The organism is Tunturiibacter empetritectus (assembly GCF_013410875.1).
Taxonomy (GTDB): domain Bacteria; phylum Acidobacteriota; class Terriglobia; order Terriglobales; family Acidobacteriaceae; genus Edaphobacter; species Edaphobacter empetritectus.
On record NZ_JACCCU010000001.1, the window covers coordinates 1078788 to 1105408 of the forward strand.

The 26621-nt window shown below is 58.9% G+C and carries 18 protein-coding genes and 1 pseudogene; 12 read left to right on the forward strand and 7 right to left on the reverse strand.

What is annotated here, in order from left to right; genetic code table 11:
* The first annotated feature begins 273 nt into the window (after positions 1-273).
* Positions 274-2349 carry a DNA mismatch repair endonuclease MutL gene (gene mutL / locus HDF08_RS04535; protein WP_179637384.1) on the forward strand — a complete coding sequence of 692 codons (2076 nt, stop codon included), beginning with the start codon at positions 274-276 and terminating at the stop codon, positions 2347-2349.
* Between the two features lie 97 nt (positions 2350-2446).
* A complete protein-coding gene (pstS, locus tag HDF08_RS04540) occupies positions 2447-3544 on the forward strand; it encodes a phosphate ABC transporter substrate-binding protein PstS (protein ID WP_179637385.1) in 1098 nt (365 codons plus the stop codon).
* A 257-nt stretch (positions 3545-3801) separates the two neighbouring features.
* On the opposite strand, the gene HDF08_RS04545 is transcribed toward pstS, so the two are convergent.
* Entirely contained in the window at positions 3802-4431 is a 630-nt protein-coding gene (locus HDF08_RS04545; protein WP_179637386.1) for a TetR/AcrR family transcriptional regulator, read from the reverse strand.
* A gap of 133 nt (positions 4432-4564) precedes the next feature.
* On the opposite strand from HDF08_RS04545, the gene HDF08_RS04550 reads away from it, so the two are divergent.
* The 6 genes and pseudogenes from HDF08_RS04550 to HDF08_RS04580 all read left to right on the forward strand — a co-directional run bounded on the left by HDF08_RS04550 (position 4565) and on the right by HDF08_RS04580 (position 10520).
* Positions 4565-5074, forward strand: a complete 510-nt coding sequence (locus HDF08_RS04550) for an SRPBCC family protein (protein ID WP_179637387.1) — start codon at positions 4565-4567, stop codon at positions 5072-5074.
* Positions 5074-5661: pseudogene (locus HDF08_RS04555) on the forward strand (SDR family NAD(P)-dependent oxidoreductase); the annotation flags it as partial. The gene HDF08_RS04550 and the pseudogene HDF08_RS04555, both read left to right, overlap by 1 nt.
* 525 nt (positions 5662-6186) lie before the next feature.
* A complete protein-coding gene (locus HDF08_RS04565) occupies positions 6187-8463 on the forward strand; it encodes a chromosomal replication initiator protein DnaA (protein WP_179637390.1) in 2277 nt (758 codons plus the stop codon).
* Positions 8464-8468: 5 nt separating this feature from the next.
* Positions 8469-9263, forward strand: coding sequence for a (d)CMP kinase (gene cmk, locus HDF08_RS04570; protein WP_179637391.1), 795 nt, complete (start codon positions 8469-8471; stop codon positions 9261-9263).
* Between the two features lie 263 nt (positions 9264-9526).
* Positions 9527-9727, forward strand: coding sequence for a cold-shock protein (locus HDF08_RS04575; protein ID WP_013581125.1), 201 nt, complete (start codon positions 9527-9529; stop codon positions 9725-9727).
* Between the two features lie 136 nt (positions 9728-9863).
* Positions 9864-10520, forward strand: a complete 657-nt coding sequence (locus tag HDF08_RS04580; RefSeq protein WP_179637392.1) for a Pr6Pr family membrane protein — start codon at positions 9864-9866, stop codon at positions 10518-10520.
* 3 nt (positions 10521-10523) lie between these two features.
* Here the strand turns inward: HDF08_RS04580 and HDF08_RS04585 are convergent, their stop codons facing one another.
* Entirely contained in the window at positions 10524-11555 is a 1032-nt protein-coding gene (locus tag HDF08_RS04585; protein ID WP_179637393.1) for a hypothetical protein, read from the reverse strand.
* A 280-nt stretch (positions 11556-11835) separates the two neighbouring features.
* Between HDF08_RS04585 and HDF08_RS04590 the strand changes: the two genes are divergently transcribed.
* Positions 11836-14322, forward strand: coding sequence for a 2-oxoglutarate dehydrogenase E1 component (locus tag HDF08_RS04590; RefSeq protein ID WP_179637394.1), 2487 nt, complete (start codon positions 11836-11838; stop codon positions 14320-14322).
* A gap of 189 nt (positions 14323-14511) precedes the next feature.
* Here the strand turns inward: HDF08_RS04590 and HDF08_RS04595 are convergent, their stop codons facing one another.
* Both HDF08_RS04595 and HDF08_RS04600 read right to left on the reverse strand, forming a co-directional pair.
* The gene (locus tag HDF08_RS04595; RefSeq protein WP_179637395.1) at positions 14512-14901 is read right to left on the reverse strand and encodes a hypothetical protein; all 390 of its coding nucleotides are present in this window, start codon (positions 14899-14901) and stop codon (positions 14512-14514) included.
* Between the two features lie 204 nt (positions 14902-15105).
* The gene (locus HDF08_RS04600) at positions 15106-16800 is read right to left on the reverse strand and encodes an MFS transporter (RefSeq protein WP_179637396.1); all 1695 of its coding nucleotides are present in this window, start codon (positions 16798-16800) and stop codon (positions 15106-15108) included.
* Positions 16801-17057: 257 nt separating this feature from the next.
* On the opposite strand from HDF08_RS04600, the gene HDF08_RS04605 reads away from it, so the two are divergent.
* Positions 17058-20675, forward strand: a complete 3618-nt coding sequence (locus tag HDF08_RS04605; protein ID WP_179637397.1) for a TonB-dependent receptor — start codon at positions 17058-17060, stop codon at positions 20673-20675.
* 132 nt (positions 20676-20807) lie between these two features.
* Here HDF08_RS04605 and HDF08_RS04610 read toward each other — a convergent pair whose 3' ends face one another.
* Positions 20808-21563 carry an SDR family oxidoreductase gene (locus HDF08_RS04610; protein ID WP_179637398.1) on the reverse strand — a complete coding sequence of 252 codons (756 nt, stop codon included), beginning with the start codon at positions 21561-21563 and terminating at the stop codon, positions 20808-20810.
* Between the two features lie 142 nt (positions 21564-21705).
* Between HDF08_RS04610 and HDF08_RS04615 the strand changes: the two genes are divergently transcribed.
* Positions 21706-22389, forward strand: a complete 684-nt coding sequence (locus HDF08_RS04615) for a TetR/AcrR family transcriptional regulator (protein ID WP_179637399.1) — start codon at positions 21706-21708, stop codon at positions 22387-22389.
* 254 nt (positions 22390-22643) lie between these two features.
* Here the strand turns inward: HDF08_RS04615 and HDF08_RS04620 are convergent, their stop codons facing one another.
* Both HDF08_RS04620 and HDF08_RS04625 read right to left on the reverse strand, forming a co-directional pair.
* Positions 22644-23450 (reverse strand): HugZ family pyridoxamine 5'-phosphate oxidase, encoded by an 807-nt coding sequence (locus tag HDF08_RS04620; RefSeq protein WP_179637400.1) that lies wholly within the window; start codon positions 23448-23450, stop codon positions 22644-22646.
* 297 nt (positions 23451-23747) lie between these two features.
* Positions 23748-25595, reverse strand: coding sequence for a phosphoenolpyruvate carboxykinase (GTP) (locus HDF08_RS04625; protein ID WP_179637401.1), 1848 nt, complete (start codon positions 25593-25595; stop codon positions 23748-23750).
* A 259-nt stretch (positions 25596-25854) separates the two neighbouring features.
* On the opposite strand from HDF08_RS04625, the gene HDF08_RS04630 reads away from it, so the two are divergent.
* Positions 25855-26616 (forward strand): tetratricopeptide repeat protein, encoded by a 762-nt coding sequence (locus HDF08_RS04630; protein ID WP_373563120.1) that lies wholly within the window; start codon positions 25855-25857, stop codon positions 26614-26616.
* Positions 26617-26621: the final 5 nt, after the last annotated feature.

Consider the following 26621-nt stretch of genomic DNA (forward strand, 5'->3'; position numbering starts at 1 on the left):
AGGCCACCGAAAAGCCCGTAAAAGCTGGTCTTTTGAGCGCAAAGGTAAGAGTGTCATTTCGATTATGTGCAAATTTTTGCCGTGTAAAGTGGAAATAAAATTCTCAAGTAAGGAGATGACAATACCCTCTATCTCTTGATAGAAGTTCATTAGGCTCAAAAGTGGTCACGGTTTCACCACTCGCTTCGGAATTTTTTACCTGATCGGACGTCCAAGAGACACCTTCGATACGCCTCAACAACATCTCAAGACTGTTCCCCTTACAATCGAGCTATGGGCCGAATCCGCATTCTCTCCGATCTCGTGGCCAATCAAATCGCCGCCGGCGAAGTCGTCGAACGACCGGCCTCCGTCGTCAAAGAGCTCCTGGAAAACTCTCTCGACGCGCACGCTACCCGCATCCGAATTGAGGTCGAAGCCGGCGGCCGCAAGCTCATCCGCATCACCGACAACGGTCACGGCATGGTCCGCGACGACGCCCTCCTCGCCTTTGAGCGCCACGCCACCTCAAAGCTCCGCAGCGCCGATGACCTCCTCTCCATCTCCACCCTGGGCTTTCGTGGAGAAGCCCTGCCCTCGATCGCCAGCGTCTCCCGCCTCCAACTCGAGACCCGCGTCGCCGAAGAGTCCTCAGGCACCCTGGTCGAGATCGCAGGCGGCAATATACTCCGTGTTGAAGACGCTGGCCTTCCCGTTGGCACCACCATCACCCTCCGCGACCTCTTCTTCAACACCCCCGCCCGCCGAAAATTCCTCAAGTCCGAGCAGACCGAGCTCTCTCACATCGCCGCCCTCGTCACCCACTACGCCCTCGTCCACCCTACAAAACACATCGAGCTCCACTCCTCCACCCAGGCTCTCCTGGTCGCCCCAGCTGTCGCCAACGCTGCCGAACGCCTCTTCCAGATCTTCGGCAAAGACACCAGCAACTATATGCTCCCCACCACCGCCGAACTCGACTTCACCCGCGCCGGCCTCCCCGAGCTCCCGCCCTGGAAGCGCGAAGAAGACTACGTCGCACCGGATCCCGGCTTCCTCCGCATGACCGGCTTCGTCTCCAAGCCCGAACTGCAAAAGCTCAACCGCAACTCCATCTACGTCTTCGTCAACCAGCGCCTCATCCGCGACAAGCTCATCCTCCACGCGCTCTCCGAGGCCTACCGCAACATCCTTCCGCCCACCTCCTATCCGGTCGTCCTGCTCTATCTCGAGATGCCGCCGCAAGAGGTCGACGTCAACGTCCATCCAGCCAAGACCGAGGTCCGCTTCCGCCAGCCCAGCTTCGTGCACGACTTCGTCCGCGACACCATCCGAACCACGCTCATCCAGGCCCGTCCCGCCGCCAGTTTTGCCACAGCGCTCCAGAATGGCCCGCAAGGGATCTCAAGCTCTCTCCTTATCGACGTAAGCCCGCTCCCCGGCCCTCCAGGTGGCGGCGATGCTATTCCTCAGCCAGTCTTCGACCCCACGTATCCCCCATCCACCTTCGAAGAAGGGGACGCGATACCGCTGAGCGTCGAAGGGGAAGGTGCCCTCTATTTTTCGAATGGCTCCGAGTCTTCGAATTACTCCCAGACCGCGCAATGGGACAGTCCTACTTCAGCTGAAACCATAAAGTCCCCCACCTTCCACCTTGCTGCTCCCATAGTGCCACCCTCTCCCGGCCGCTTCGCCTTTTCGGGACACTCGATCCCCATCGGTTACGAATCCACCGACACCGAATCCATCTACGACGCAGCCTCACCCCAGCAAGCCGACACGCTCACTGCGCTCTCTACCCTCAAGCCGCTCAGTCAACTCCGCGACTCCTTCATCCTCGCCACCAACGAAGAGGGTCTCTGGATCATCGACCAGCATGTAGCTCATGAGCGCATCCTCTTCGAAAAAGTTCTCCGCGAGCGCGACACCGAACAGATCCAGCGCCAGCGCCTGCTCATGCCTCTGCTCATCGACCTCCTCCCCGCGCAGATGATCACCTTCGCCGAGATCGCCGAAGAACTGGAGCGCAACGGCTTCGAAGCCGAGCCTTTCGGCCCCAGGACTCTTACAGTCAAGGCCGCACCCATCGGTCTCGAGGGCCGCGAGCTTGAGCACCTCCTCGAAGAAGTCCTTGCCATCCCCGACCGCAATCGCCAGACCGAGAACTCCGAGGCCCGCCGTCGCCGTATCGCAGCCTCCATCGCCTGCCACGCCGCAATCAAGATCAATCAGCCCCTCGAACACTCAAAGATCGAATGGCTGCTCGACGCGCTGGGAAAGACCGAGCACCCCACAGCCTGCCCCCACGGCAGACCCATCGCTCTGCGGTACTCCTACAAGGACATTTCGAAGGCCTTCCAGCGCATCTGACTCTGTGAAGAATCCGCGAATATGTCGCACGGCGGCAACCATCTCTCCATGACTCTGCAACCAACTTGTATCAATCTTCGTTCCACTGGAGAGACCATTGCGCAAATTCATCGATAACTCCCGCATTTATTTCCGGTCAGCGTACATCGTCTGTTTTGCCTCCGCTCTCTTCGTCTCCCTTGCGGGCTGCAAATCAAGCTCCGGCGGCAGCGAAGCCCAGAGCGTCGAACTCAACGGTGCAGGAAGCACCTTCGTCTACCCCGTCATGTCCCGTTGGACGTCCTCTTTCTCCGGCGCCCACTCCAACGTCCGCATCAACTACCAATCCATCGGCTCCGGCGGCGGCGTTCAGCAAGTGAAAAACGGCACCGTCGACTTCGGCGCCTCCGACGCCGCGCTCAACGACGATCAGCTCAATGGCATGAAGCCGATGCTTCAAATCCCGGAGTCCGCCGGACCCGTCTGTATCACCTACTCTCTCCCCGGCCTCAACAAACCCATCCAGCTCTCCTCCGACGCCATCGCCGGCATCTTCCTCGGCAAGATCACCACCTGGCACGATCCCATCCTGGCCAAAGACAACCCCGGCGTCGCTCTGCCCAACACCAAGATCCTCGTCGCCCACCGCACCGATGGCAGCGGCACCACCAACGCCTTCACCACCTACCTCTCCGCCGTCAGTCCGGAGTGGCAGCAGAAGGTCGGCCAGGGCAACTCCGTCAACTGGCCCGTCGGCATGGGCGGAAAGGGAAGCGAGGGCGTTACCGGCCAGGTCCGTCAAACGCCCGGAGCCATCGGATACGTCGAACTCACCTTCGCCCAGCAGAACAAGCTACCCGTAGCCTCCATCAAGAATCTCGCTGGCAAATACATCCCGCCGGACACCTCCAGCACCACCGCCGCCATAGCAGCCTTCACCGATCAGCTCTCGAAAGACCCGCGCACCCCCATCGTCAACGCCCCCGCCTCCGCACCTGACGCCTATCCAATCTCCACCCTCACCTTCCTCATCATCCCGAAGGATGGCCCCGACGTTGTAAAGCGAACGGCCCTCAGAAACTTCGTCCAGTACGTCATCACCGACGGCCAAGCCGCCGCGGCCACACTCAACTACGCCCCACTTCCCGACGGCGTCAAAGACTACGACCGCCAACAACTCCAACAGATGACAGCAGCCGGCCAGCCAATCCCCTAACCAAGTCATCCCAGCCGTCTTATCCGCCAGAGAAAGCAAGGTGCGGATAAGACTGCTTTCTTACGCCACACAGAATCTTGGATTCCTTGATAGTGGGTCACTTTGGTAAACGACTGTTTGCCGAAAAGGGAGCTTTGCGGGAATCATTAGTCGTTACTATACAAAATGGCGTTTATGGGGAGGAACTCTCCAAGCCGATGCAATCCCTTTTAGTGGGTGCATTGGGCTGCTTCGAATCCGCGAGATCGATTGGGAAACTATGAAGACTGATTCTGCGAGATATAACCCCTCAGGAGCAGAGACAGAGCAATCCGGAGGCCTTCCCATATGTACTTCTGAGGTATTGCCCCCAGCTTCCCGCACATCTGCAACGAGTCTGTTGCCATCGCGAGCATCAGTCTGCATGCAACGGCTCTCTTGGTTTGGGGCATAGCGGGGGCATTCACCGAAAGAAACTCTTCCAAAGGCTGCATCGCCAATTGTTCAAGGGGCTGACAGTGTTCGCTCAAGTGACGCACAACTGCTGGAAACACCGGGTGCCGCTCGACCAGCAGGCGAAAATTTGTCGTATACCACTGGACGAATGCCTCCGTATCGACGCTGTAGGGTTTCGTCCTCATCTGCTCGGCCCAGTCTCTTTCGAGCGAAGTCCGCAATCGCACTACAAGGGCTTCAATGATCTGCTCCCTATTGGAGAAGAAGCGATACATTGAACCAACCGCAGAGCCTGAGCGGCTTGCGACGGCAGTGAGTGTCAAGCCGGATATGCCCTCGTCGATCAAGATCTTCTCGACAGCATCCAGAATCAGGTCGACCCTCAACTCGCCGCGCTTCTGCTGGGGACGAGCTCGTAATGTCGCGTTTGGCTTGTTCGCTCTCTTCTGCATCACCATTTCTTATTCTCGCGCGTTCGCTTGAGTTGACGAAATGCGAGTGATTCCTCTACTTTAACAAAATGCGAGGGTATCCTCGCTTTATAGGATTCTGAAAGGACGGCCTCTGGTGAAGTGGAAACAAGTTGTGAAGGGTTTTCTTTTGTTTGCGGGATTTCTCGCCGCAGTTGGCGTTGTTGGATACCTAATCGTTCCCTCATGGACGGTAACGGCGAGCACGGTGAGTAGCGCAAGCCCGCAACAGATATGGGCCTGGTATATAGATACCCCGGACGTTCCCCAATGGGATCATCTCGTCAAGCAGGTGATAGCGCACGGGCCGTTCGAGGTTAACACGCAAGGGGAAAACATTCCGTATTCGGGGCCAGTCATGCATTGGACTTTGACGCAAGTTACCGTCAACAAGTCCTACACCGAGACGTCTCGGCTACCGTTAGCCACATTGGAAGCGACACACGTCGTCTCTGTTCAGGACAACGTCACACACATCACGCACGGCATTACAGTGAATGGTCCGGCCGCGTGGGTGTATCGATTCTTGTTCCGCAAGCAGATTGACGATGGAATGCGCCAGGCGATCAACGATCTGGCGGCAGGTGCTCCCAACGGGCTACTCCACACAGGAGGTGGACGCTAATGCTCCGAGGCGGGAATCAGATTCTGATAACAGGCGGAGCGACAGGCATAGGCCTGGAGCTCGCAAAGCTATTCGTCGCAGACGGCAATCAGGTTGCCATTTGCGGACGTGATCGTGATCGGTTGGAAGCAGCAAACCACTCAGTTCCACAACTCCGAACAATCGTCGCCGACATAAGCAAGGAAGACGATCGACAGCGGTTGCGGGAGACGATGGATGCAGAGCTTCCCAATCTGAATGTGCTCATCAACAACGCCGGAACGTTGAAAGTCTGTGATTTGACCGATCCGGCGTATCTACTCCAACTGCAAAACGAGATTGCGACAAACTTCTTTGGCCCGCTGTCCCTCACAGCAATTTGCTTCCCCGACTTCAGGCTCAACCGAGCGCGGTGGTCGTAAACGTAACAACGGGCTATGTCTTCGTTCCCAGCGCAAGAACCGCACCGTACTCAGCGACAAAAACTGCTTCGCATGTAATGACCAAAGCACTTCGATATCAGCTACGGGATACAGGCATTCGAGTTGTAGAAGTGATGCCACCGGCAGTGGATACTCAAATGGCTTCGCACTACAAGGGCTCCAAGATGAGTGCGGAGCATGCGGCAAGATTTATCCATCGGCGACTGTTGAAGAATGAAACCGAGATCGTAGTAGGCCTCTCGCGTCTGCCTCAATTTCTCGGTAGAGCTTTCCCTGAACTCTCTTTCAGATTGCTGAACAATCTCGAATCGGATGAGAGCAAATGACGACAGACTTCAGTTGGATCGAGATCCGGTCCACCCCCGAGGGAATCGCAACGACGGCAGACGCCTCATAAAGGACGAGTTTGTAACGACAAGTCGGCTTCTGGGCAGTAGCAACCTGATTCCCTGAAACAGGATTTACAGGTAACTTGGCTACCCGGATTTCAATTTGACCCACTACCAATTCCTCACCCTTTCACGGAACACTCTCGCTTTGCGGTATTCTTAGAAGGACATACAAAAAGCATCTCAGCGCATCTAGCCGCTCATCGCTCGAATCCAATCTTTTAGTGTCATCCTTTTAGCCCAGGCTAAGGATATGTTGTAGCGCGAGCCCCGCTCCGCCCAGCAGGAAGGCAACACCCCCTTGAAAAGCCAGCCGAACCCAAGCACTCCCACGGCCGACCAGCTCGCCGCCGCCCGCCTCGCGCATTGGCATCAAAACACCGATCCCATCCTCACCATCAACATGCTCCGAGACTGGCTCAACGCCTCAGGCCTGGTCTTCTTCACGCCTCGCGCCGCACAGCTCCCCGCGCCCGCGCCATCCTTCGTCGAAGCCATCCTCGGCACCCCCAACGCAGCTCCCACCCTCGCCGACACGGACCAGTCCCGCAGCATCCTCTCCCGACTCATCATTGACGGCGGCGCCATTCCCCTCAATCTCCTCGGTTCGCCCACCGGCACCGGCAGCGAGACCCCCGACTTCATCGTCTCCCCGCTCGCCTTCCCCTACATCTTCACCCTGCGCGGAGACAAAGCCTGGAAGCAGCCACCCACCACCAGCGGAGCCACCAAGGTCTCTCCGCTTGCCCTCAACACCTACACCCTCCTTAGCGAGCGTGCAAAAGATCACGCCACCGGCATGAGCTCCTACGACCTCACCACCCAGCTCGGCAAAGAGGTCACCGAGACCGCCGTCCTCCGCTCCCTCACCGAGCTCTGGCAGCACCTCCGCGTCATCCCCGTCCCGCAGCCAGACGGAGCCGCCACCCTCTGGGAGCTCACCACCACCCGCTTCACCAAGCAGATCAAAGCCGGAGCTAACGCTGGACAGCCCACCGCCCTCTCGGCCCTCATCTCTCTCTACCTCGGCCAGGCCATCGTAGCCTCTGAAGAGGACATCGAAACCTTCCTCTCGCCCATCGCCGCCCGTTCGCGCATCCGCGACATCGTCCACGCTCTCATCTCAGCACGTCAACTGGAGACCATCGCAGTAGAAGGCCGCACCGTCCTCCACGTCACCGGCGAACTTCCCGCCTTCCTCGCAATCGCCGCCCCCACACCGGACGACGTCGACTCCATCGCCGCCACCACTGAAGGCGACGGCACCGAATCCGTCGAGGAGACTGGCCGGATCAAGAAGTTCATCCCCAAGCCCCGCAAGGTCGGCACCGGATTTGTAACCAAACCTGGTCGCAGTTCGGAATCGTCGCCTTCCCCGCGCGAGCGCCGGCCCTTCACCCGCGAATCCAACCGTTCCGACCGCCCCAGCTTCACCAAGCCCTGGGAAGAAGAGAAGGCCGACCGCCTCGCAGCAGCAAAGTCCTCCTCAGAAGTCTCTGATGAAGGCGATAGCGTCGCAGCTCCCCGCGCTCCTCGCACCTACGACCGCAAGCCCAGCTCCGACCGGGCAGGGAAGCGACCCTCCTTCGGTTCGAAACCATCCTTCGGCTCAAAGCCGTCATTTGGATCGAAGCCAGCCTTTGGGTCGAAGCCGTCGTTCGGCAGCCGCCCCAGTTTTGGCAGCAAGCCATCCTTCGGCAGCAAGCCCCGCTATGACAGTGATCGACCCTCCGCGAGCGGCGACCGCCCCACCTACCGCCGCAGCGCAGACTCCACCGACAGCCGACCACCCCGCCGCGAATACACTCCGCGCCCCTACAACGATGCCTCAGCAGGCGAAGGCGACCGTCCCCGCAAGACCTTCTCTAAGCCAGGCACCTTCGGCCGCAAGCGCGAAGGCTTCGCCGGCAAGCCAAGCTTCGGTCGCGATAGCAGCGACTCCCGCCCGCCCCGTCGCGACTACGGCGACACTCGCCCCCCGCGCCGCGACTTCGCCCCCCGTCCTGACGCAGACTCCGGTGACGCTCGTCCTCCACGCCGTACCTACGGCGACAAGCCGAGTTTCGGAGCCAAGCCCAGCTTCGGTGGCCCACGCAAGCCAGGCAGCTTCTCCGCCCGCCCGCAACGCAGCTTCGACGGCGGCGACCGCACCAACGGCTTCGCCCCGCGCAAGAACTTCTCTCGTGACACCCCAGCCACCCGTGATTCCGAAGCCCGTCCCCGCCGCACAGAGGGCCGCGCCTCACGTCCCGACGGTCCCCCCTTCCGCAAGTTCGACGCCCCCCGCACCCCGCGTCCCAAGGGCGACTTCGAAGGCAAACCCAGCGGAGGCTTCGGCGAGAAAAAGCCCTACAGCAAAACCGGCAGCAGCTTCGGAGCCAAGAAGCCATATACCAAATCCAGCGGCAGCTTCGCCGGGAAATCGGCGTCTGGCAGCTTTGCCGGCAAGAAGTCCTATAGCAAATCCGCCGCCGGAATCGGCAAACCCGCCAGCACCTTCGATAAGTTCAAGGGCAACAAGAAGCCCTTTGGCAATCGGCCTCCCGCCCGTAAGTTCAAACGTGAGGAAGGGGAATAAGCCGGATGACGCAGCCGCACGAGGACTCCGCACCCGCAACGCCGCCTGAAACCAACAAGCGCCAGCGCCCCGTCATCGCCATCGACGGGCCCGCCGGCGCCGGCAAAAGCACCCTCGCCGCCCATCTCGCCCGCCGCTTCGGGTTCCTCAATCTCGAAACGGGTGCCATGTACCGCGCGCTCGCCCTTAAAGCCATCGACAACGACTACGACTTCGATGAAGAGGCGCCCCTCATGGACCTCGCCGCCCACACCCGCATCACCCTCGAGCCGCAACTCGAAGGCAACCGCGTCCTGCTCGACGGTCGGGATGTCTCTCGCCGCATTCGCGAGACCGACGTCACCAACGCCGCCTCTAAAGTCTCCGTCCACCCGCAACTTCGCGCCTGGATGGTCCACCAGCAGCGCCTGCTCGGCCAGGCTGGCGGAGTTGTCATGGAAGGCCGCGACATTGGCACCGCCGTCTTTCCCGACGCCGAAGTCAAGATCTTCCTCGACGCTGCCCCCGAAGTTCGCGGCAATCGCCGCTACCGCCAGGCCGCTCCCACATCGAACTCTGCCGAGCCCACCGACAGCCAAAACGGCCGTCAATCTCCTGATCCCGTCACCGCCGAACAGCAGCGTGTTAATGAGGAGGCTGTCCTTCGCGAGCTGAAAGACCGCGACTACCGCGACCGCAATCGGGCCGAATCACCCCTCAGGCCCGCCACCGACGCCGTCATCCTCGACTCCACCTCAATGACCCTCGCTGAGGTGCTCCAGCAGGCCGAAGAGATCGTTCGAACCCACCTCAAAGCATGACCCTGCGTGATAACTAGCATTGTGGACCAACGTTTGTCGAATCCGCTGAACCCCAATATCCTCATTTAGACTGGAAAATTCACATATTTTGCACTACAAATAGTGCAAATGTAACTATTTAGGAGAATATGTAAAAAAAACTTGGCAACTGTGCTAACCTTCACACATCGTTTGAAACAGATTGGTTTTCTGCAAAGCTCGTACTGTACGAACCCCGATTTGGATCTAGCGGCAAATTCAACAGCAATAAGGAAATAACGGATATGGAACAGGGAACAGTGAAGTGGTTTAACGATGCCAAGGGGTTTGGCTTTATCAGCCGTCAGAACGGCGAGGATGTATTCGTACACTACTCGGCGATCAATTCGAACGGTTTCAAGAGCCTTCAAGAGGGCCAGGCTGTACAGTTCAACGTGGTAAAGGGACCCAAGGGTTGGCAGGCGTCTGACGTTCAGCCTCTCTAATCTTTAGCACTACGACTACAGCAACAACCAAGTTTTGCGGAAGGGATGGCCTCGGCTATTCCTTTGCGCGTTTTTGACCCATGCTTTTCTGAAAAATTAAAGATCTCCTTCCCCTTTCTGCTATCGTTGTGGCGCGATGGCGAAGACGGGAACACTCAAACAGGCCTCCCTCATCCTCATAGCCGTCATCGCGTGGCTTGCCGTCCTCATACAGATCGTTTCAGCGGCAAAAGGAACGGTCGCCGATGGCCGCTCCCTAATCCTCGGGGTCGTCAACACACTCAGCTACTTCACGATCCTCACAAACCTACTGGTCGCCATGGTAACGACCGCATGCTTTCTTCGCGGGGACGCTGACTCTCTCCTTACCCGTCCCTCCACGCAGTCGGCTGTCGCGCTCTATATCTTCGTTGTGGGGCTTATTTACACGCTCCTGCTTCGCGCGATTTGGAGTCCAACCGGTCTCAATGCAGTCCTGGACACGGCCCTACACGATGTGACGCCGGTCCTATATGTCCTCTATTGGTTCTTCTTCGTTCCCAAAGGCACCCTGCGCTGGAACCTACCCCTTCTCTGGCTCGTCTATCCTCTCCTTTACGTTGCCTATTGCATCCTTCGCGGAGCACTCACCGGCTTCTACCCCTATCATTTTGCCGACGTCACCATCCTTGGCTATCCACGCGCACTCCTCAACACCGCTCTCCTGTTGCTGGGCTTCTGGATTCTGGGACTTCTTCTCGTCGGCATCGACCATCTTTTAGGCAAATCACGCACCGACCCCGCCAAAACCTGAAGATCACTTCGGCACCGACGCCGGAGTACCCGGGCTCTCCACCGGCACAATCTTCGAAGTTGCCTTGAACTTCCGATAGTCCGACTCCACCGCCTCCACGCGGCCGTTGAAACCCAGAAACAGCAAGGCTCGTGCAGACCCTTGTCCTTCAAATCTCGCCGGCAACCACACCTCGCCATTCACCTTTCTCTGCTCCATGCCGAAGCTGGTCCCTTTCTGAATATTCGCCACCAGCCCTCCGCCAATCTTGAAGTTATTGACGAAGTGTCCCTCCGCCTTCACCAGCACACGGTCCTGTTCATCCACCCAAACCGTGCCCATCATGTCCCGAACCACCTCTTCGAATTTTGTCCGCGTCTTTGCCTTCGGGTCACCCGCATAGTCCGCCACAATCGTATCCCTGCCATTCAGCTGCACTCGCCGCGGATTGGTAAAGCTCCCCAACTCCAGCGCCCGCGAGGCCGTCATCAACTCATGCCCTCGCGCATCGGACTCCTTTCCCTCCTCATCGACCTTCTGTCGTCTCTCCTTGGCCTTCTCGGAGTCCTTATCAATCCGTTCGTTCTCTTTCTTTTGTTCCTCCGCGCTCAGTTCCTTCCCATCTTTCTTGACCAGCCGGCCCACCGGCACCCCATTCTCCCAAAAGACCTCAAACTCCCTGGTCTCGGTCTTCTTTAGTCCACCATGCGAATCCAGCTGTTGCTCTGTCACCAGCGACCGGTACAGATAATCCTTCTCAATCGCCTCCGCGGCTCTCTGATTCGTCTCAACGTCATGCATCAAAGCCGCAACATCAGGCAGCGAACGTTCCCCAGCCACGTTCTCTGATGCTGGATCAGAAGGCGTTGCCGCAGCAGAAGGCGCAACACTCTGTACTGGCTCCTGTGGTGCAGGCTGCCGTAGTGCCGCATCCGCGCCCGAAGGCTGAGTGACTGAGCCAGCCTGACCCTGAAGAGGCAGAGCAGACCACTCCGGCAAACCCATCAATCCCATCCCAGCGAGCAAAACCAGAACCCTGCGAGCCTCAACCACCATAACTTCCCACTATAAGCGGCCCTTCGCGATTCTGCTCCTCCAGACCCGTCCGATAATCGGCAATCCTCCCCAAACCCACTACAAAAAAGGCCCACAAAACCTTCGAGAAGGAGAAGCGTTTACTGCAGCTCTTCCAACACAAAACGAGCACAACCGAGAGGTGCAACTTTATGGTCAAAGCCCCCCGCAGGCCGCTCAAGAGTGTGCACCCAACCTCCGAAAGGTCTAGCATAGAAATAGGACGCGCATCACCCGCGAATCGACTTGAAGTGAGGAAGCAATGGCCACGAAGGCAGAGGCACTGACTGCAACAACTCCTGCAATGGAACAACACGAACGAGAGACAATCTTCGATATCTTCCGCCGCTGGGGTTACCTCCAGGCATCCCTCGACCCTCTCGGCCAGTATCTTCCTCCCGAGCCATTTCCAACTCCCGCACCCGAAGGCGACATCGCGAAAGAAGCGCGCAGCTACTACTGCGGAACCATCGCCGCAGAGTTCATGCACATCCCCAGCAACGAGCAGCGGCAATGGCTCCAGGAGCGCATCGAACAGATCCCAGCCAAGCCCGATCAAGCGCTCATCCTCACGCAGCTTATCCACGCAGACCTCTTCGAGCAGGTCATTCAATCACGCTACCTCGGCACCAAACGCTTCTCGCTTGAAGGCATCACTGCGCTGATCCCGTTCCTCGATCGCATCTTCGCCGTCAGCGCCGGCACCGGTGTCACCAAGGGCATGATCGCAATGAGTCATCGCGGCCGCCTCAACGTGATGACCAACACCATCGGCCGTTCTCCCTCCGAGATCTTCACCAAGTTCGAAGACGTCGATCCGCGCAGCACCATGGGCGGCGGCGATGTGAAGTATCACGTCGGCGCAACCGGCGAATACCACTCGCCCGACGGAAAGACCATCTCGCTCCATCTCGCCTCGAACCCAAGCCACCTCGAAGCAGTCGATCCCGTCGTCCTCGGACGCACCCGCGCCAAGCAGGAACGCATCGGCAAACACGGCAACGACCAGGTTCTGCCGCTGATCATTCACGGCGACGCCGCCTTCGCAGGTCAAGGCATCCTCGCTGAGACCTTGAACATGGCCACCCTGCACGGATACAACGTAGGCGGCACCATCCACATCATCGTCAACAACCTCCTCGGCTTCACCGCCCTCCCCGAAGAGTCGAACTCCTCACGCTTCGCCACCGACATCGCAAAGCGCCTTCCCATCCCAATCTTCCACGTCAACTCCGAAGATCCGGACGCGGTCGTGCGAGTCGCTACCATCGCCGCCGAGTATCGCAATCGCTTCCACTCCGACATCGTGGTCGACCTCGTAGGCTATCGCAAACACGGGCACAGCGAAGTTGACGATCCCACCGTCACCCAGCCCCGCCGCTACGCCATCATCAAGGATCGCCCCGCACTCTATCAGCTCTACGCAAAACAGATCGGCGTCGACCCCACCGCCGAAGTCCAGAAGATCCAGCAAGAGCTCCTCGACGATCAAAAGACCGCGACCCAGGCCGACCACAAGCCGCACCTGGCCCAGCTTCCCGCCTACTGGGACCCCTACAAAGGCGGTGAATGCGAGCCCGAGTACAACGTCTCCACCGGCCTCCCTGCCGAGCGCATCAACCAGCTTGTCACCTCGCTCACCTCTTACCCCAAAGACTTCCACATCCATCCCAAGGTGAAGAAGCTCTTCGAGCAGCGCCAGGAGATGGGCGCAGGCTCACGCCTCTTCGACTACGGCATGGCCGAGCTGGTCGCCTTCGCGTCACTCCTTGAAGCCGGCGTTCCCGTCCGTCTCAGCGGACAGGACTCGCAGCGCGGCACCTTCAACCAGCGCCACGCCGTCATGGTCGACACCGAAACCGAAGTCCGCTACATCCCCCTCGCCCATCTCAGTGACAAGCAGGGTAAGTTCGAGGTCTACAACTCGCTTCTCTCTGAAGCCGCAGTCCTAGGCTTCGAGTACGGCTTCTCCCGCGACTACCCCGAAGCCCTCGTCCTGTGGGAGGCGCAGTTCGGAGACTTCGCCAACGGCGCGCAGATCATCATGGACCAGTTCATCGCCGCCAGCGAAGCCAAGTGGGGTCTCCTCTCCGGCCTCGTCATGCTTCTCCCGCACGGCTACGAAGGCCAGGGCCCTGAGCACTCCAGCGCGCGCATCGAGCGCTACCTCCAGCTCGCCGCCAACGACAACATCCAGATCTGCCAACCCTCCAACGCAGCGCAGTACTTTCATCTCCTGCGCCGGCAGGCATTGCGGCCGTGGCGCAAGCCACTCGTTCTCTTCACCCCGAAGAGCATGCTTCGCCACCCCGATGCCTCCTCAACCCTCGCCGACTTTGCCATTGAACACTTTCAGAACGTCCTTCCCGACAACGACGTAAAAAATCCCCGCCGTCTTCTCGTCTGCAGCGGAAAGATAGGACACAACCTCCGCGTCGAGCGTGCAAAGCGCAAAGACTTCAGTGTCGGTATCATCTTCCTCGAGCAGATGTACCCCTGGCCCGAGCAGGAGCTCCAGGCCGCGCTCGACCAACATCCGGAAGCGCAGGAGATCATCTGGGTCCAGGAAGAGCCAGCCAACATGGGAGCCTTCTCCTACGTCATGCCGCTCCTGCGCCGCATGGCCGGCGACCGCGCAGTCCTCAGCGTCAAGCGCAGCGCCAGCGCAACCCCCGCAACCGGCTCAGCCAAGGCGCACGAGATCGAAGAAAAAACCCTCATCGACCTGGCACTCGGCACCGCAGTCTAACAACGCCGCAGTCTGATCAACGCTGCAGTTAGTGTGAAGTCAATTTCGCTTTTCTCTTTGTCATTCCCGAAGGGAATCTGCGTCTGCAGTCTCTAAATCACCAGGCAAATCGCCATCATCGATGCTAAAAAAATCCACGGGCACAGCCATGATCTCCGCTGTGCCCGTCGGTCGTTCTGGTAACGAAGTTTATTCGGTGGCCTGTACCGCGACCTTTCTGCGGCGAATAAAGCCCGCAGCGGTCAGCAGCCCGCTCCCCAGCAAGACAAAGTTGCGCGTCTCGGGTGCAGCAGGAGCAGCAGCCTTCAAGACAAATGCGTCATCGTAGTCTTCCTCAGAGAGCGGAAGGAAAGAATCTTCCGTCTCGAGAGATCCCTTGGAAGCGTTATGGCTGACGGAGCCGTTTGATACGGAGTAAGTTACTATCGAGCCGCTGCCTATCTGCGGCGGCACTGAGGATATGTTGTTCTGTATCTCGAGAAGCGGGTTAGGGATGGTGTCGGCAGAAGCGAATTTCGCAAAAAATAACGCAACGACCAACGAGGATGTAGCGCAAAACACACGTAGCGTTAGCCTCATTGTGAGACCTCAGGAAAGTTTTTCAATGAAGGGGCCCGCCAGAGTAAGTAGCAAGCCGACGGCCAAACACCTTTCCGGCTCTCCCGAAAACGCCATGCCATTATTTTCAAAGATTTGCGGACTGGGCTCTTAGGAACTTCATCTCCCATCTCGCAAACAACCGCAAAAACCTGCAGGGATAAAAGAAAACCCTTCGGCCCAGTATTACGGCTTCGTTTCAATGGCGCTCGCAGGCGAGTGCGACGGCACAGGATTCGCAACCTCTCGCGCATAGATCTGGTATGTCGTCTTCGGTGGCTCGTCATGTTGATGTAACGCTCGCACACGAGCGCGAATCACCTCATCCGCCGCGGTAATGCGTTCGCGCGAACGTAAGTAATCCAGCCACGACTCCATCACAAACGTCTCGTTCAACTGCGTCGGATCGATCGCATCGCGATAGATGCCCCATCGTATCGCCCCATCACGCAGACGTACGCCGCGAAGCTGGTGAATCGCAGTGGTGAACTCCGCATAGTTTTCAATCGGCACGCGGTAGTCAACCGAGATCCGCACCGGCCCGTCCGTAGGATCCGTATCGAGCGCCAGTTGCGGTGCCGGATGCTTCGCCTGATAAGGCGTATGGTCAGGCAGCGGACCCTGAAGGATATGAAACCGCCGCGCAAATGGAAACGTAATCAACAAGCCACACGCCGCAGTAGACAGCGCGGTCGTCGTAGAAGTATGTTCCGCAATGTATCCCCACAGAATCGCCCCGAGCGCCATGCCCCCCTGAAACGTCGTCATATAGGTGCCCAGCGCGCGAGCCTGCACCCACGCCGGAACCGACAGCTGCACCGAGACATTAATCGTCGACATCGTGCTCGTCCACGCCGCGCCCGACAGGATCAGCGTCGCGATCAATATCGAAGGGCTGCGAACAAACGCCATCACCAGCAGCACAACCACGTTGTACAGCGTCGAAGTCGCCAGAATCTGGTCTGCCGAAAAACGTTGCCGAACCCGATGAAGCGTAGTCGCCGCGATCACCGCTCCCAGCCCAAGCGAGCCGTTCAGAATTCCGTATCCCAGCGGACCCTGCTTCAAGTCACGCTTCGCCACCACAGCCAGCAGCGACCAGATCGCCGAGATGAAGAACGTAAACGTAAACGCGCGCACCAGCGAAGACTGCAGATCCGGCGCGTATCGCACATACCGCAGCCCCGACCGGATAGAACCCGCAATACGCTCCGACGGCAGCGCCGACTTGAACAGCGGAATCCGCTTCCAGTTCACCAGCACCCAGATCACGCCCGCAAACGACACCGCATTCAGCGCAAACACCGACCCCGCACCCGTATAAACCCGCTGAAACCCTGCAACCATCAATCCGCCAAGCGCAGGCCCCACCGCACGCGCCAGATTATTACTCGCAGCATTCAGCGACACCGTATCCGGAATCAGTTCACGAGGCACCAGCTCCGGCACAATCGCCTGCCATGCGGGGTTGTTCATCGCTGACCCAATATTCAGCAGAAATGTAAACGCCAGCAGAGCCCAGGGCGAGATGTAGCCCACAAACGTCAACACCGCCAGCACGCCTACCGAAGCCAGCATCCACGCCTGCCAGAAGATCAGCAGCTTGCGCCGGTCGAAGATGTCTGCCGTAGCCCCAGCCAGCAGCCCCAGCAGCAGCACCGGCAGACTCGCCGCGGTCTGCATCAGCGCAATCAGCAGCGGCGACGTCGTAAGCGAGGTCATCAGCCACGTACCCGCCGTATCCTGCATCCACGTCCCTACCGAAGAGACCGTGCTCGCAATCCAGCGATCCCGAAACAAAGGAATCTTCAGCGGAGCGAAGCCGTTGGACTTGTCCACGATCGGAGGCTCAGCAACAATATTGGGAGATTCAAGTGGCATCGCTACGACTAGTTTACGGAACCCGCGAGTCGATAGTATCCTTCGTGCGCTTTTATGCAGCGGATCCAGCCAGTTCGGCTCAGCCAGCCAACTCTGCGGTCATCTGCAGCCGCCGCAATCCCCGAAAAACCTCGAAATCTGTGAAACCGCAAAACTTGCGTTGACTTTCCATTGACCAATTCTTACAGTCTATTCATCCAAGCCAACGCAACGCAGTCGATGCAAGAACCACCCTAGTTTGTCGAAAGGGTTTAATTATGAAACTCACGATGGTCGGCGCGACGTGTCCGAAATCGGTGGCAGGCCCCGCCGATACGAAATCCCACAAACTACTTTTCCTTGTTATCTGTGTTATCTGTGTTCTCGCACTTATGATCCCGCCTGCCCTCCATGGCCAGGCCGTTGGAAGTTTCTCCGGCAATGTCCTCGATAAATCCGGATCGGCCATCCCTGGAGCCACCGTCAAAGCTACGTCTCAGGCAACCGGCCTCAGTCGAGACACGAAGACCGACAGCGCCGGACACTATCTGATTCCTTTACTCCCTGTCGATACCTACACCGTGCGCGTCGACATGCAAGGCTTTCAAAGCACAGAGTCCAGGAATCTGAAACTCGATGTTGATCAAGCCCGTGAACTCGATTTTTCCATCGCAACTGCGACAGTAGTCACTTCAGTGACAGTCTCCGGTGATGCCGTAACTGCCGAGACCAATAACCCTTCTCTCGGCCAGGTCATTACCTCGCAGCAGGTCTCGCAGCTTCCCTTGAACGGTCGCGACTTCGTCCAACTCGCTACCCTCACCGCCGGCGCCACGGCAGAGACCAACCCCAACAGCTTCTTCACCTCCGGCACAGACAGCGAGGTGGCCGCGCGCGGGTCCTTCTCTCTGTCGGTCGGCGGCTCCCGGCCCAACAGCACCGATTGGCTCCTCGATGGAGTCGACAATAACGAACTGACGGCAGGCGGAATTGGCGTCTTTTCTTCCATCGACGATATCGCGGAATTCAAGGTGCTCACCTACAGCTATTCCGCGGAATACGGCTCCCGCGCGGGCCCCACCGTTCTGGTCACCACAAAATCCGGCACCAACAACTTCCACGGATCTCTCTTCGAGTTCGTCCGCAACACCGCCTTCGACGCCAAAGGCGACTTTGACACTACAACCCCGAAGTTCAATCTGAACCAGTTTGGCGGCTCTATCGGGGGGCCCATCCTCCACAACAAACTGTTCTTCTTCGTCGATGGCGAGCAGAAGTATCAGCGTCAGGGAATCACCTTCACCGGTGTGGTTCCTTCCCTGGCCATGCGCAACGGCGACTTCTCGGCCGACGCCTTCGGTAAACCCGCACCCACAGGTCTCGGCATCGCCAACCCTAATGTGTTCGGCTCATCCAACCCTTACTTCCAATGCGATGCCTCCGGCAATCCGATAACCGCCAACCCCGACGGCAGCCAGGCACCGGGAACCAACTGCAGCAAGATTCCGCAAAACCTGATCAACAGCGCCGGCCAGGGCCTGCTCGATATCTATCCTGCGCCCAACGCCTCCGGCAGTGGCTACAACTATGTCAACGAGCCTGTCCGCATCCTGAACGAGACCAAATTCGATGTGCGACTGGACGAGACCCTCACGGCCAACGACAACCTGTTTGGCCGCTTCAGCTACGACCAAGCGTTCTCTTTTGCGCCCGGCGGCGCCCCCACCCTTGCCGAAGCCAATGCCTTCGGCAGCAATGAAAACCTGGTCAACCACGCACGCAATGTCGGCATCGGCTGGAGCCACGTCTTCGCGGCCACCACGCTCAACCAGGCCTCCTTCGGGTACGATCGCATCTTCAACTACATCAATTCGCTGGGTAACTCTAGCTGTGGATCGGCCCTTCTGGGTATTCCCAATGCCGATCTCGGATGCTCGGCCAGCGGTACCCCTCTTGCCGGAGGCGCCTACAGTCAAGGTGTGGTCTCCGTCCTGCCCACCAGCGGATATTGGGCACTCGGCGATCGCGGCTACTCTCCCTTCCAGGGTGGAACCAATATCTTCTCCTTCAAAGACGATCTCGACCTCATCCGCGGCAAACACGATATTCACGTCGGCATCGATCTCCGTGCCAATCAGATGAATGTGGGTACAGAAGCCTTTAGTTCCGGCTTCCTGCTCCCGGGTGCCACCGGAAACTTCAGCGGCTTCACCTGCCCAAAGGACGCCTCGAGCGCGTGCGTCAATGCGCCCGGCGATCCCGAAGCCGACCTTCTGATGGGGATTAGCGGAGGCGCCATCCACGACCAGACCTACGATGGCGCAGTCACCGGCCGCCGCTGGAAGATCATAAGGCCCTTCGTCGAAGATGACTGGCGGATCATCCCCTCGCTGACCCTCAATCTGGGCCTGGCTTGGGGCATCACCACTCCGATCACCGAGGTCCACAATCGGATGGCCAACTACATCCCATCGACCGGAGAGCTTCAGATCGCCGGCCAGAACGGAGTAAGCCGATCGGCAGGCATCAATCAGTTCGGGGGCGCGTACGAACCCCGCCTTGGCCTCGCATGGAAGGTTGCCGGCAGTGACAAGACGGTGCTCCGCGCCGGCTTCGGCATCTATCACGACTCGGTCTGGAGCCAGGGTGCGCAGGGCCTGTGGCAAAATCCGCCAAACCTCGGCGAGACCGATCAATTCGCCGGCGCAGGCTGCGCCTTTGCAACTTCATACTGTGCTACTCACGGCCAGACACCTTCGGGAACCTTTTACCTCTCCACCGGCTTTGCCGTTCCGCCCACGCCGCCGACTGTGGGCAACTTCGAAGGCACGTTCTACTACCAGCCACGCAACTTCCAGCCGGGCAGGGTTCGTCAATATAACGTCAACGTGGAACGCCAGCTGCCGGGCGATGTTCTGCTCACCGCTGGCTATGCCGGCGCAGTCGGCGGCCACATCCTGGTAAGCGGCAATGACCTCAACGTCAGCAGTCCCTCTGCTTGCGTCGGAACATCCAGCTATACGCTCGGCTGCCTGCCTGGCGGCGCACCCTACATCGCTCCGTACAACCTTCCGTTCAACGCGATCTTGCTTTTTGGCGACGTTGGCAAGACCCACTACAACTCGCTGCAGATCAAAGCAGAGACCAAGACGCCCAAACACGGTCTTTACGCGCTGATCGCTTACACCTACTCGAAGACATACGACAATGGTCTAACCGACGGCCTGGGCTCGTTGCTGAGCGCCCCGTACTTCCCTCTGCCCAACTGGGAAAACCTCGACTGGGGCCTCTCGCAGATCAACCTGAATCACAGCTTCACTGCAAGCATCATCTATGACCTGCCCTTCGGCAAGGGCAAAGCGTTCGGAAGCAATATGGGTACTGTCGGTGACACGCTTATCGGCAACTGGCAGGTCACGCTGATTGAAAGAATCTCCTCAGGGTTCCCAGTTCCACTGATTGACAGCAGCAACCAGTCGGGCGCTGGCTTCAATGCCGGTGGCAATGGCAACAATTACAACCGGCCCGACCAGATTCCCGGCTGCAATACGCACACAAGTCACAGTGCCCCCAACTACCTATGGATCAACCCTAAGTGCTTCGCCTTCCCGGCTGCTGGCGAGCTCGGCGATGCCAATCGTGTTCCCGTCTCGGGACCCGACTTCGTCAACACGGACTTCTCACTCATCAAGCAATTTCGCCTGCCTCGGGAGATGGGCTTGAACTTCCGCGCTGAATTCTTCAACCTGTTCAATCATCCGCAATACGGATCGCCAATCGCCGACATCAACTTCGCCGCACCGCCTCAGGGCCAAGTCTCCGATTCCTTCGGAAAAGTAACCTCAACCGTCAACAATCCGCGCTTAATCCAACTGGCCCTCAAGCTGAATTTCTAAAACGCACAGGCCTGCACGGAATTAATCCGTATCCGCAAGGGAGAGAGTGTCAGTCCCGAACTGACGCTCTCTTCCTTGCGATTGGTGTAAGAGCCGGCGTTTGTCGATGCCGGAATGCGCCTGGCGACTACATCACCACGGAATCACACCTTCTGTGCGGGAGAAGGTGCCCGTCGGGCCATCCGCGCCAAGAAGCGCGAGGCGCACCGGCTCGCGAGCACCCTCCTCGACAGTTCCCGTGCCTGCATAGTTGTTCAGGTTCGTCTTGATGAAGCCCGGGGAACAGGCGTTGACCTTGATCCCGGTCGACTCCAGCTCGATCGCCATGGCGAGCGTCATCGCGTTGAGAGCCGTCTTGGACGCAGAGTAGCAAGGGCCGAAGATCGAGCGATAGGGGAAAGCCGGATCCGAGTTTTCCGTCAGCGAGCCCACGCCGCTCGACACGTTGACGATGCGGGCTGCCGGCGCCTCGCGCAGCAGCGGCAGCAGCGCCTGGGTCACGGCGAGCACGCCGAACACGTTGGTCTCCCACACCGCGCGCACCTCATCCAGAGACACGTTGCTCGCACGGGTCAACTTGGCGTACTCCGCGATAGTTTGGCCGGGCAGCTTACTCGTATTCGAGATGGCCGCGTTGTTGACGAGCACATCGAGGCGGCCAAGCTCCGTTCGGACGCGCTCTGCCGCCGCGGCGATCGAAGCCTGATCCGTCACGTCGAGCTGGAGCGCGCGAGCGTCTGGCCCAACCTCCTTGGCCGCAGCCTCGCCCCGCTCGAGATTGCGCGACCCGACCAGTACCGTGAAGCCATGGGCCACGAGATCCTTTGCGATCTGAAGACCAATTCCTTGATTAGCCCCGGTGACCAGGGCGACGGGTTTGTTTTGCATTTTGCTCTCCTCATGTTGTTTTGCTGACACGTTGTGTTGCTGACATGTTGTGTGTTGCTGACATCCTGCTATGCTTGAAAGACAACCGGAACCATGTTCCATATAGTAAACGGAACAGTGTTCCGATTGCAAGGCTGCGCCCATGAAAAAAAAAGTCACAGAACGAACACACGACCAGAAGCCTGAAGACGCCAGGCCTCGCCCCATGCGTGCCGATGCGCAGCGCAAGATGGCTTCACTGCTCCAGGCAGCGATGGAGGTCTTTCGAAAGTCAGGAGTAGACGCACCAGTCCGTGAGATTGCGGAGAAGGCAGGCGTCGGCCTGGGCACGGTCTACCGTCACTTCCCGCAGCGCTCGGATCTCATCAAGGCCGTCTTTCAGACCCACGTGGATGCCTGCGCGGATGCGGCCTATATCCTCGCGGGTAAGTACGAGCCGGGTGAGGCATTGGCTCGCTGGATGCAACGCTTCGTGGACTTTATCTCTACCAAGCGAGGGCTTGCAGCAGCGCTCCACTCAGGCGATCCGGCCTACAGCGCTCTGCCGGGTTACTTCAATAAACGCCTCATGCCGGCACTCAAAACTTTGCTCGAAGCGGCCGTTGCAGCGGGAGAAGTTCGCCCGGGTATTGAAGCCGACGATCTGCTGCGAGCAGTCGCAACCCTATGCCGCGGACCTCACGACGAAGAGCCCGTCTATGCCCGAAGAATGGTCGAACTGCTGGTGGATGGCCTGCGTTACGGAGCGAGCAAGCAAACCGACACACGTCCAGAAACCCGACGGAGACGATCTGGTAGTTCTGCAAAGTCGGCCCCTCGAACCTGATGTGCAGGGTAAGCCGGAAGCCAGGAGATATCCTCCGCAAGCGGGATCTGCTCTTCCATTTGGCCTTGTGTCAGAACAAGCCCTAGACAATCAAAACAACGAAAGAGATGTTAAAAAGGAAACCCACGCAGCGCGGTGGGGGCTGTTGCGTGGGTATTCCAGTAAAGCAACGAAGTGGGTGGACTTCGTTATGACTGACTCAACCCGAAGGGAGTCTTGCCACTCATTAAACATAAAGGGAAAGGGGATAGGAGTCAATAGGCATTTGTGGGCAGAGCGCTCTTCTGACGGGCTTCTTTGACCATCTCGACCAAAATGGAACGTGTGTCGCCAGCCGTCTTCGCCTCACGTAAAAAAGCGATGCGCGCACCCTTGACTCCTGCCGACGTAACAGCCCGAATATGGAACCCCAGCCGGTCGACCGAGGTCATCGTCGCCGAATCGGCTTCAAGTCGGGCGTGTGTCTTCGTCAGCAGAACCAGCGCGTCGCCGTGATCGGCGTTCATGTGGTCCAGGATGCCCTGCGCTGCCCCGGCAAGGGGGTCAGGAGAGGCTGAGGCGTAGTCCGCCGCAGTCACCCAGCCCATGACGCCAAAGCCGCCAACGTAGTACACATCTATCGGTTCCAAACGGAAGAAGGAGAAGTCGGTGAAGTCCACCCAGTAGTGGCTGTTCGGGTGGGCCTTCAGGTAGAGCTCGCGAGCCCCGGCCCTCTCCTTCTCAACGATCTGGTGGACCGCTCCCACCAGGGTGACTCGTGCCGCGCCAAGCACGTCGCCATCGGCGGGCGGCTGCGTGACGAAGAGGCTGGCGCGTGGGTCCCCCTTCAGGTTCTGGGTGTGCATCGCCATCGTGCTGATCAGGAATAAAGGCCGTCCCCCAGCGTCGAGCGCATACGGCATCAGCGAGCCGAAAGGAAAGCCCGGTTGCTTGCGGGAGACGGTCGAAAGCGTGGCAACGCTGGCTTGGTGAAGCAGCGTGCGGGCGCGTTCAGCGTTGCTGGGCTCAGCCACCGGCGGCTGCGGGTTAGGGTTGATCGGTGCTGCGTGCTGATTCGACATAGATCCTGCTTCACTCTCTCGGGTACTGCTTTCCTTGAGACTCATTTGATGGTGAATCACGGCTCAAAGAAAACCGGATCTTGGGAGAATCTGGCTCCTGACGGGAGAGGAAAAATAAAGTGCTGAAACGTGGCGTATCTTTCGTGATCGGAAATCGTGGTGTTTTCAGCCAGCATTTCACCACCATCTCACCACGTTGCACCATCCAGAACACCACGTTTTGGCACCACGATTTCGCACAAACCCCTGCAAAAACGCATGCGCCACCACGCAGAAAAAAACCCGGACCGGCCGCTCCTAAAGTCTGCAGATCAGGAGCTCCCGCTCGTAGATCATCTCGGGGGGGAGGTGGTCGTGGAGCAGCAGGAAGAGCTCCTCATGTCCCATGACCTCCTGTCTCCACTGCGCCCTGTCCACGGTCTGAAGCACGTCGAAGGTCGCGCGCGGAAACTCCAGCCCCTTCCAGTTGATGTCGTCGAAGTGGGGCGTCCAGCCAATGGGGGTCTCCTTGCCCAAAGCGCGGCCCCGCACCCGATCCACAATCCACTTGAGAACACGCATGTTTTCGCTATACCCGGGCCAGAGGAACTGCCCGTCAGGACCCTTGCGGAACCAGTTGACATGGAACACCCGAGGCGTAGCCGAGAGGTTGCGCTGCATCTTCAGCCAGTGCCGGAAGTAGTCGCCCATGTGGTACCCGCAGAAGGGCAGCATGGCCATAGGATCGCGCCGCACCTTGCCGATGGCGCCTCCCGCTGCAGCAGTGGTCTCCGACCCCATCGTAGCCCCGATGTAAACGCCAGCCGACCAGTTAAACGCCTGATAAACAAGAGGCATGGTGGTAGGTCGACGGCCACCGAAGATGAACGCGGAGATGGGAACCCCATTGGGATTCTCCCAGTCAGGGTCGATAGTAGGACACTGCGAAGCAGGCGCGGTGAAGCGTCCGTTTGGATGTGCGGCAGGGGTGCCGGTCTCCTTTGCGATGGCCGGGGTCCAGCGATTACCGCGCCAATCAATGAGTTCGGCGGGTGGGGTGTCGGTCATGCCCTCCCACCAGACGCCACCCTCGGGGGTGAGCGCAACGTTGGTGAAGATGGTGTTCTTGGCCAGGGTGGCCATTGCGTTGGGGTTAGTCTTCGTGCTGGTGCCAGGCGCGACTCCGAAGAAGCCGGCCTCGGGATTGATGGCGCGAAGCTGACCATCCTTGTCGGGCTTGATCCAGGCGATATCGTCGCCTACGGTCCAGACCTTCCAGCCCTCGAAACCGGCGGGTGGGATCATCATGGCGAAGTTAGTCTTGCCGCAGGCGCTGGGGAAGGCAGCAGCGACGTAGGTCTTCTCGGTGGTGCCGTCGGGACGCTTGGGCGATTCAACGCCGACAATCAACATGTGCTCGGCCATCCAACCTTCGTCGCGGGCGATGTTGGAGGCGATGCGGAGGGCAAAGCACTTTTTGCCTAATAAGGCGTTGCCGCCATAACCGCTGCCGTAAGACCAGATCTCGCGGGTCTCGGGGAAGTGGACGATGTACTTTTCATCGTTGCAGGGCCACGGAACATCTTGCTGGCCGGGGGCGAGAGGCGCGCCGACGGTGTGCATGCAGGGAACCACGCGCTTTTCGTCCTTGTCGATCTCGGCAAAGACGGGCGCGCCGATGCGAGCCATGATGCGCATGTTGACTACGGCGTAGGCGGAGTCGGTAAGCTGAACGCCGATCTGCGACATGGGCGAGCCGATGGGGCCCATGGAGTAAGGAAGGACGTACATGGTGCGGCCGCGCATAGCTCCTTTGAAGAGGGCCTTGAGCTTCTTACGCATCACGAAGGGATCTTCCCAGTTATTAGTTGGACCCGCGGTGTCCTTCGACAGGGAGCAGATGAAGGTGCGATCTTCGACTCTGGCGACGTCGTTAGGTGCCGAGCGGGCGAGGAAGCAGCCGGGCCAGAGCTTTTCGTTGAGCTTGGTAAAGGTGCCGGCGTGGACAAGCTGGTTGCAGAGGAAGTCGTACTCCGCCTGCGACCCGTCGATCCAGTGGATGCGGTCGGGCTGGCAGAGATCGGCCATCTTCTCGACCCAACGGATGAGGTGTTTGTTGGTAGTGGGCGGGGCTGCAATGGCAGTTTCGACGGCTACGGTCTTCATAAGTGGGCGCAATTCCTTCGGGTACAAGTCTTCGCCTCTACTGTGGGGCTGTCAACCCTCCGTAGATGGTATACGGCGATAAGCGGCCGCAGAAAACGGAGCTTTGCGTGGAGTGCGCTCGAATTGGTTCATTTTGCATGGGTTGTTGATTTTTGAGGCGATTCAGGTGCGAACCAGTCGCACTTCGATTACCGCGCTGATAGACTTAAAGTTCTGCGCTGTGACTTCGCGCTACCAGTTTCCTCAACGCGGCACGACCGTGACGAGCAAAAAGGAAGAACAAGACAAAGTGGACCAGCAGACCAAACAAGCTCTAAAGCATGACCAGTTCGTCGATACCACACAGCATGGCCTTGAGTGGGCCAGCGAAAACCGCCGCTCCGTAATCGCTACCAGTGCCATTGTCCTTGCGGCGATCCTGGTGGTGGTAGGTGGCTTTCTGATCTATAACAGCCGCGCGAATCAGGCGTCAGTGGCCTTTGGCGCAGCGATGCAGGCCTATCAGACTCCGCTGGCAGCACCCGGACAGCCGGTGCCTGCGGGGGTGAAGACGTATGCGTCTCCAACGGAACGGGCCAAGGCTGCTAATGATCTTTTCATGGGCGTCGCAGACAAATACAGCATGACACCGGACGGCAAGGTGGCTCGCTACTTTGGCGGGCTGACCTATATGGAAGAAGGGCAGAACGGCCCGGCTGAGAGCACGCTGAAGCAGGTGGCAGGTGGTTGGAATGGGGATCTTGCGGCGCTCGCGAAGCTCTCGCTGGCGCAGCTTTACCGGCAGACAGGGCGCGATTCCCAGGCCATGGATATATATAACGAGCTGACTGCAAAGCCAACAACGACGGTACCCTCCGGGCTGGCACAACTACAGCTTGCGGAGCTGTATCAAGCACAGGGGAAGCCTGAGCTGGCGAAGAAGATCTATGCGCAGTTAAAGGATAAAGACGCTAAGGGCGCGGCGGGGACGCTGGCTGCTCAGAAGCTGAATCCTGCGCCTGCGGGACCTGCAGGTCAGTAGCCTGT

What these genes read in the sequence shown, in the direction of transcription:
- HDF08_RS04595 (WP_179637395.1), bottom strand. Translation starts at nt 14,901, where the DNA reads ATGAGGCTAACGCTACGTGTGTTTTGCGCTACATCCTCGTTGGTCGTT.
- HDF08_RS04545 (WP_179637386.1), bottom strand. Translation starts at nt 4,431, where the DNA reads ATGCAGAAGAGAGCGAACAAGCCAAACGCGACATTACGAGCTCGTCCC.
- HDF08_RS04580 (WP_179637392.1), top strand. Translation starts at nt 9,864, where the DNA reads ATGGCGAAGACGGGAACACTCAAACAGGCCTCCCTCATCCTCATAGCC.
- HDF08_RS04590 (WP_179637394.1), top strand. Translation starts at nt 11,836, where the DNA reads ATGGCCACGAAGGCAGAGGCACTGACTGCAACAACTCCTGCAATGGAA.
- mutL (WP_179637384.1), top strand. Translation starts at nt 274, where the DNA reads ATGGGCCGAATCCGCATTCTCTCCGATCTCGTGGCCAATCAAATCGCC.
- HDF08_RS04600 (WP_179637396.1), bottom strand. Translation starts at nt 16,800, where the DNA reads ATGCCACTTGAATCTCCCAATATTGTTGCTGAGCCTCCGATCGTGGAC.
- HDF08_RS04575 (WP_013581125.1), top strand. Translation starts at nt 9,527, where the DNA reads ATGGAACAGGGAACAGTGAAGTGGTTTAACGATGCCAAGGGGTTTGGC.
- HDF08_RS04620 (WP_179637400.1), bottom strand. Translation starts at nt 23,450, where the DNA reads ATGTCGAATCAGCACGCAGCACCGATCAACCCTAACCCGCAGCCGCCG.
- HDF08_RS04625 (WP_179637401.1), bottom strand. Translation starts at nt 25,595, where the DNA reads ATGAAGACCGTAGCCGTCGAAACTGCCATTGCAGCCCCGCCCACTACC.
- HDF08_RS04610 (WP_179637398.1), bottom strand. Translation starts at nt 21,563, where the DNA reads ATGCAAAACAAACCCGTCGCCCTGGTCACCGGGGCTAATCAAGGAATT.
- HDF08_RS04585 (WP_179637393.1), bottom strand. Translation starts at nt 11,555, where the DNA reads ATGGTGGTTGAGGCTCGCAGGGTTCTGGTTTTGCTCGCTGGGATGGGA.
- HDF08_RS04605 (WP_179637397.1), top strand. Translation starts at nt 17,058, where the DNA reads ATGAAACTCACGATGGTCGGCGCGACGTGTCCGAAATCGGTGGCAGGC.
- HDF08_RS04615 (WP_179637399.1), top strand. Translation starts at nt 21,706, where the DNA reads ATGAAAAAAAAAGTCACAGAACGAACACACGACCAGAAGCCTGAAGAC.
- cmk (WP_179637391.1), top strand. Translation starts at nt 8,469, where the DNA reads ATGACGCAGCCGCACGAGGACTCCGCACCCGCAACGCCGCCTGAAACC.